This is a genomic window from Coprococcus sp. LG101-27 (assembly GCF_027695515.1).
GTDB classification, from domain to species: domain Bacteria; phylum Bacillota; class Clostridia; order Lachnospirales; family Lachnospiraceae; genus Allocoprococcus; species Allocoprococcus comes.
The window spans coordinates 1-5,303 of sequence record NZ_JAQEUJ010000050.1 but is presented as its reverse complement, the minus strand read 5'-3'; the positions used below and the strand labels follow the sequence as shown (position 1 = coordinate 5,303).

The following is a 5,303-nucleotide window of genomic DNA, read 5'->3' as shown; positions in this document are numbered from 1 at the left end:
TTTCTTTTCCATATTCTACATAATTCAACCTCTTTCACCTCGCTGTAAACTTCCGATTTTTCGTTCTCTGCGACTTCCCAATAAATCGGAATTTGACTTGCCTATTTTCTTAAAATCTCATGTGGAGCTTCTATTTCATTTGCCAAGGTATGCTCTGTTAATTCTGACATCAATTTCAATTTTTTATTAATCAATGGTCGCATACAATTAGGAACATGTTCCTGATGTGCTCTGTGGATTGCTACACATTCCTTACAGTTTCCGTGATAACGACAGGCTTTCAGGCAAGGACAGTGATCTTTGTCTTTATACTCCTTACGAAATTCCGCTGCAAATTCTTCTTGCAGTCTCAGCCCCTCGACACGGTTTCCCTTATGAAATTCTACCATTGCATCCAGTTCTTTCTGGTTCCCTTCAATCTTCATGCTATTATAGCGCCTCCATTTCAACTATTCCTCATTTTCTGATAAATTCCGATTTCATGATATCATTTCTAATACAGATTTTACCGTATTTTTCAGATTCAGTCCATCTTTTAATCCCAACCGATAGAAAAACTCTTCTGTATCTGCTCCACTGCTGAAAATTGCATTACAGTATTCCGTAATCACTTCTTCCTGTTCTGGGGATAACGTTTCCAGTAATTTCTGGTATTTCTTATCAATCTCACTTACCGCCTCTTTATCCTGATTTAACTTCCATTCCGAATACGCTTTTCCCGTATGCTCTGTAATTGTCAGATTTACAAATTCTTGCACTTTCTCTGACATGGTACTCTCAGCTTCCTGTTCGTCTTTCTTTTCCTCATTTGATTTCTCAAGTGTTGTATCATCAATATAACGAATGATTTCTCGAATATTTGACTTCATCGACTGCAAATATCCCTTGATCAACACTGCAAGTTTTCTTGCTTCAGACGCTTTTGTTTCAGGATTCGACAAATAAAACTCTTCCAATTCTTTCAGGAGATCTATCCCTGATTTCATCTGAAATTCTACATCCAGTAAATCGTCCATCACTTTATATAATTCTTCCATCATCTATTTTTGCCTTTCTATGTATAGCATACTCAAAAGTTTTCCACCATCATCCCAGGATAAAATCCTGTAATCCACATTTCACGACCTCAAGCACTGCAACTATCCCCATACCGATATGCGGAAGGAGTACAAACACTACTGTCGTAATTGAAAAAGCAAAACAGTCCAGATATATTGAAACATTCTATAATACAGTCCGTATTCATAGTCATTGTAGATATTTGTCTCCAAATGAATATGAGGAACAATATCTGAAAAACTTGGAAACGGACGTAACAAACTTAGCGAGTTAACAATTACAAAAAATGGGAAATTGGTTACATTTAATTTGTACTTTTTCTTGACATAGGACCAGTTATGGCATGGACCAAAAAAGCACTCGATAAAAAGGAGGGGATCCTGATGTTGATCCTCTATGCCATTTATGTTGTATATATCTGTATACGATAAATATGAAAATTGATTCACTGATGTGATAAAATTCTACCTTTATATTGGAAACAGGAAACAGAAAAATCGCTTGCCGGCAGATAAATTTCTGCCGGCAAGCGATTTTTATTTTTTCAACTAAAATCCTGTCAATCTGAAAAACATCAATTCATTTGCTGATCCGTCGTCTCGTTCCTGTGTCAGCATAATTAACAGAGAGCCGTCATCTAAAAGCTGCATATCTTCCAGCCATGGATAACTGACACCAAATATGTCCTCTGTAGAAATTGCACCTACGTGCGTTCCATCTTTTGCCCAAAATTGTATTTCACGCATATTTCCATCTGCAGCCACAAAACCATTTTCTGTTTCCGCCATGCCTGTAATGGAACCGAGCTTGTCCGGAGAACTGATATCTTCTCCACCTAATTTCAAAAGCTGATTGCCATCATAATCATAGACAACGATTTTTGTGCCTTCATCTTCCACAGCCATGGAGCCGGCAACCATAATATGACTATTCGTGATCTGTACGTCATCTATCATAGAAAACAGTCCCTTGCGTTCTTCATCTTTATTTAATCCGGTCAGTATCCACGGTTCTGCCGTCAGGTTACCGCCTTGATTCGCAATCTTCTGAGTATCACTGTTCACCCAGAAACTGATTCCCCATTCTCCGGATGGATGCATATTCAGATCTCCGTCTACTGTTGTCTGAAGTGCCTTTTTCCCATCTTTTACGCCAATTACATCTCCAATTCCAGGCGAAAGATATAACATTCCACTGCTGTCCCCAGACAAATATTCAAAATCATCGTCTAATTCCATCGAAGATACGAATTCAAGTCCACTTTCTGAATATTCATAAGTATCCAGTTTGTTCTCCAGCAAATGGAACACTTGATTGCCCTGTTTTACAAACTGATGATCCATAATCTGCATAACGCCCTGTGCTTCTTTAAATGGGATATATTCCGGAACGATTGTATAAGAACCTACCATCTGCTCTGCCAATACAGGTTCAACAGGCTCTCCCTCCCATGGCCATGGTGCGTCTTTATTTCCTTCATCCTCTAATTTCAGCACAATTCCTTCTAACAATTCTTTGTCAGAATCATCTATTTCCTGTCCTCTTACTCTGATATCATAGGATGTGCCAGACTGTTCATAACGATACATATACGTTTTTTCTATGGAATTACCTTCCGGCATTGCTGTATATTCTGCATTTCCTATTGTTACAGTGTCCATTTTCCCTTCAGCATATGCCTCTAAATCCACTCCAAAGGCAATTAAACTCTTTCGATATGTATATGAATCCTCCTTGGTCGCTTCTATAGAAATGACATTCTCGGATCCATCTACTGTATCTCCATCAAAAAATCTAACGTAAGAATATTCTTCATCTTTCTTCATATTCTCTTTATCGTAGTTCCATGCCTTCGGATAATACACTGTAAATAAACTTAATTTAAGACTTTCTCTGTCTTTAAATTCTGTTTCTTCCTGCTCTGCTTTTTCCGATTTTTTCTTCTCCGGATTCTTTTTTTGTCCACATGCCGCTATCATCATCATACATATCATGATACACAGCACACACCATAGTTTCTTTTTCATGGCGTCTTCCCTCCTTTCATGATTTCCACATCCTTTTCAGTTATTCACTGTCGCTTTTTACACAGTGGAATGTATAGTAGTCATCATCATCACTGTAGTCTACTTTCAAAGTACCATCGTCATTTATCATCACTGTAAGAGATGGATTTTCTGATTCAATCGAACAATATCCCAGTGCAACTGACCATGGGAAAGTCCCAATCTCCTCCCCTTTATAAATAACTGTTACATTACGGTCACTTTTGAAATCAAGACGCAGTGCATCATTGATGTTGTCTACTCCTTCCATAGAAGTCTGAGGTCCGTCTCCTAAAAGTTCTTCCACGCTTTCTGCAGCCCACTCACCTATGACTGCATTTTCCTCCTCTGTCAGATAGAGTGCCGGATCCATTGCATCCGTTCCATCCTTTGCAAAAATCACCTTTACTCCCATCTCGAGCATATTATCAAAAGAAATAATATCTTTTCCGATGATTCCCACCATCTCTTCTCCTTCGATGCTCAAGATAAACTGATCATCTTCGACAGACCATTTTCCATTCCCGGTAGTGTCTCCAACTGAAAAGGAAACTTTTCCGTTGTTTTTTACTTCAAATTCAAAAGCACCTCCGAAAGTTTCATCTATACTGACAGACATTCCCATCATCTGAGCGGACACCGCTACCCATTTTCCTTCATACGGGTTCTTCTCTCCTGTTTTTCCGGAGCCTCCACAACCAATCAGCGCTATCATACTGATAATAAGCACCAGTCCAAATAACAAATTCAACTTCTTTCTCATAATCTTCTCCCCTTTCAATTACTTCTTATCTGCAAAAAAAGGAGTCAGCAATTCTGCCACCTTACTGATTGGCATTGTCTGCAAGATCACCTTTCCCGGTCCTTTCACAACGGTATTAAAAATGCCTTCTCCTCCAATCAGCATATTTTTTACTCCTTTTACAGCTACAACATCCATAGTGCAGGTTTCTTCCATTGCCGCTAAGTACCCCGTACTGATCAAAATTTCCTGTCCTGCACTCAAATCATACTCCACTGCATGTCCATCAATTTCTACAAACGCGGTTCCATTTCCGCTCAATCTCTGCATAATGAAACCTTCTCCTCCAAATATGCCTTTCCCTAATTTTTTCTGAAAATGCATGGACAGTTCTACGCCTTCTTCTGAAGCAAGGAATGCACTCTTCTGCACGATCATGGAGTGACCGTTGCTAATCTCCAATGCTTTGATCGCTCCCGGAAAACTTGATGCAAATGCAATCATTCCGTCTGCACCTTCTGCGGTATATCTGTTTTGAAACGCAGAATCACCAGACATCAGTCTGCCGAACATTTTCTTCATTCCGCCTCCGGAAATCGTCTCCATTTTCATGTTCGGGCTCATCCAGCTCATACTTCCACTTTCTGTGATCATAGATTCTCCTGCTGATAATTCACATACAACAACTGGTAAATTTCCTCCTAAAATCTCATATTTTTTCATAACAAAGTTCTCCTTTCTTTTTCATTTTTCTTTTTTGTTTTCATCCTACAACAGTACCTTTTTCATTAAGCTTTGTAGCACATTGCACACACATATCCAGATCATCACAGATTAAAAAGCAATGGTCACATACAAGACGCTTACATATCGGACAAATATTAAAGATCTCTTTCGCCTGATTCAATGCTTTTTGAAATGCTAAATTCTTTTCCCGTTCATAAAGTGTATCATAAATAATCTTCCGATTTTCATTTTCCGGTTTTTTCCCCGCTCTGGAAAAACGAATTGGTGTACTTTTCCATACTGTTTTACATTCCATGCAGCATAGTGAAAAGCAAAATTCATCCGGCGTAGAACAATCTATTAAATCCTTTTTCGTAATATATTCCAAATTTTTAACCTCCTTGTTAACCTCTTTGCTCTATCACCATCCTATTCTCTGTTCTCCCTCCTTACCCATTGCCTTTATTTTTTTCTCTGATCGGGCGGCCACCATTTCGTAATAAAAGCGTAGCAGATTCAGAAAGCAAATACTATGGTCGCCATTCGTATATTATGCTTATTTTTCAAAATACGAACGATTAGTATACTATATATAGTATATCATTTTTATTTATCCACTATATATGTAATGTCTCTTTGTAAAAATGCAAAAGAGATCTGACGGTTAAACTAAAAAAAGAGCCTGTAAAGACCAATGTCATTAAGTTAAGGAAAAATAATTAGATTCTTAT

The 5,303-nt window shown here is 38.3% G+C and carries 7 protein-coding genes; 1 reads left to right on the top strand and 6 read right to left on the bottom strand.

The window, feature by feature from the left end; genetic code table 11:
• Positions 1 to 101 precede the first annotated feature (101 nt).
• Together PG766_RS16685 and PG766_RS16680 are read right to left on the bottom strand one after the other, a co-directional pair.
• The gene (locus tag PG766_RS16685; RefSeq protein ID WP_004613237.1) at positions 102 to 425 is read right to left on the bottom strand and encodes a hypothetical protein; all 324 of its coding nucleotides are present in this window, start codon (positions 423 to 425) and stop codon (positions 102 to 104) included.
• Positions 426 to 479: 54 nt separating this feature from the next.
• Positions 480 to 1,040: a hypothetical protein gene (locus PG766_RS16680; RefSeq protein WP_243014570.1), complete on the bottom strand. Its 561-nt coding sequence runs from the start codon at positions 1,038 to 1,040 to the stop codon at positions 480 to 482.
• Here PG766_RS16680 and PG766_RS17270 point away from each other — a divergent pair.
• The gene (locus PG766_RS17270; RefSeq protein WP_416810416.1) at positions 923 to 1,333 is read left to right on the top strand and encodes an IS3 family transposase; all 411 of its coding nucleotides are present in this window, start codon (positions 923 to 925) and stop codon (positions 1,331 to 1,333) included. The genes PG766_RS16680 and PG766_RS17270 overlap by 118 nt on opposite strands.
• Positions 1,334 to 1,607: 274 nt before the next feature.
• Here the strand turns inward: PG766_RS17270 and PG766_RS16675 are convergent, their stop codons facing one another.
• Genes PG766_RS16675 through PG766_RS16660 form a run of 4 tightly spaced genes read right to left on the bottom strand, consistent with a single transcriptional unit; the run spans position 1,608 to position 4,960 of the window.
• The gene (locus tag PG766_RS16675) at positions 1,608 to 3,086 is read right to left on the bottom strand and encodes a hypothetical protein (protein WP_118199801.1); all 1,479 of its coding nucleotides are present in this window, start codon (positions 3,084 to 3,086) and stop codon (positions 1,608 to 1,610) included.
• Between the two features lie 40 nt (positions 3,087 to 3,126).
• Entirely contained in the window at positions 3,127 to 3,867 is a 741-nt protein-coding gene (locus tag PG766_RS16670) for a hypothetical protein (protein ID WP_118199802.1), read from the bottom strand.
• An 18-nt stretch (positions 3,868 to 3,885) separates the two neighbouring features.
• Positions 3,886 to 4,569 carry a TIGR00266 family protein gene (locus tag PG766_RS16665; protein WP_055156124.1) on the bottom strand — a complete coding sequence of 228 codons (684 nt, stop codon included), beginning with the start codon at positions 4,567 to 4,569 and terminating at the stop codon, positions 3,886 to 3,888.
• Positions 4,570 to 4,609: 40 nt separating this feature from the next.
• Entirely contained in the window at positions 4,610 to 4,960 is a 351-nt protein-coding gene (locus PG766_RS16660) for a hypothetical protein (protein ID WP_055156125.1), read from the bottom strand.
• Positions 4,961 to 5,303: the final 343 nt, after the last annotated feature.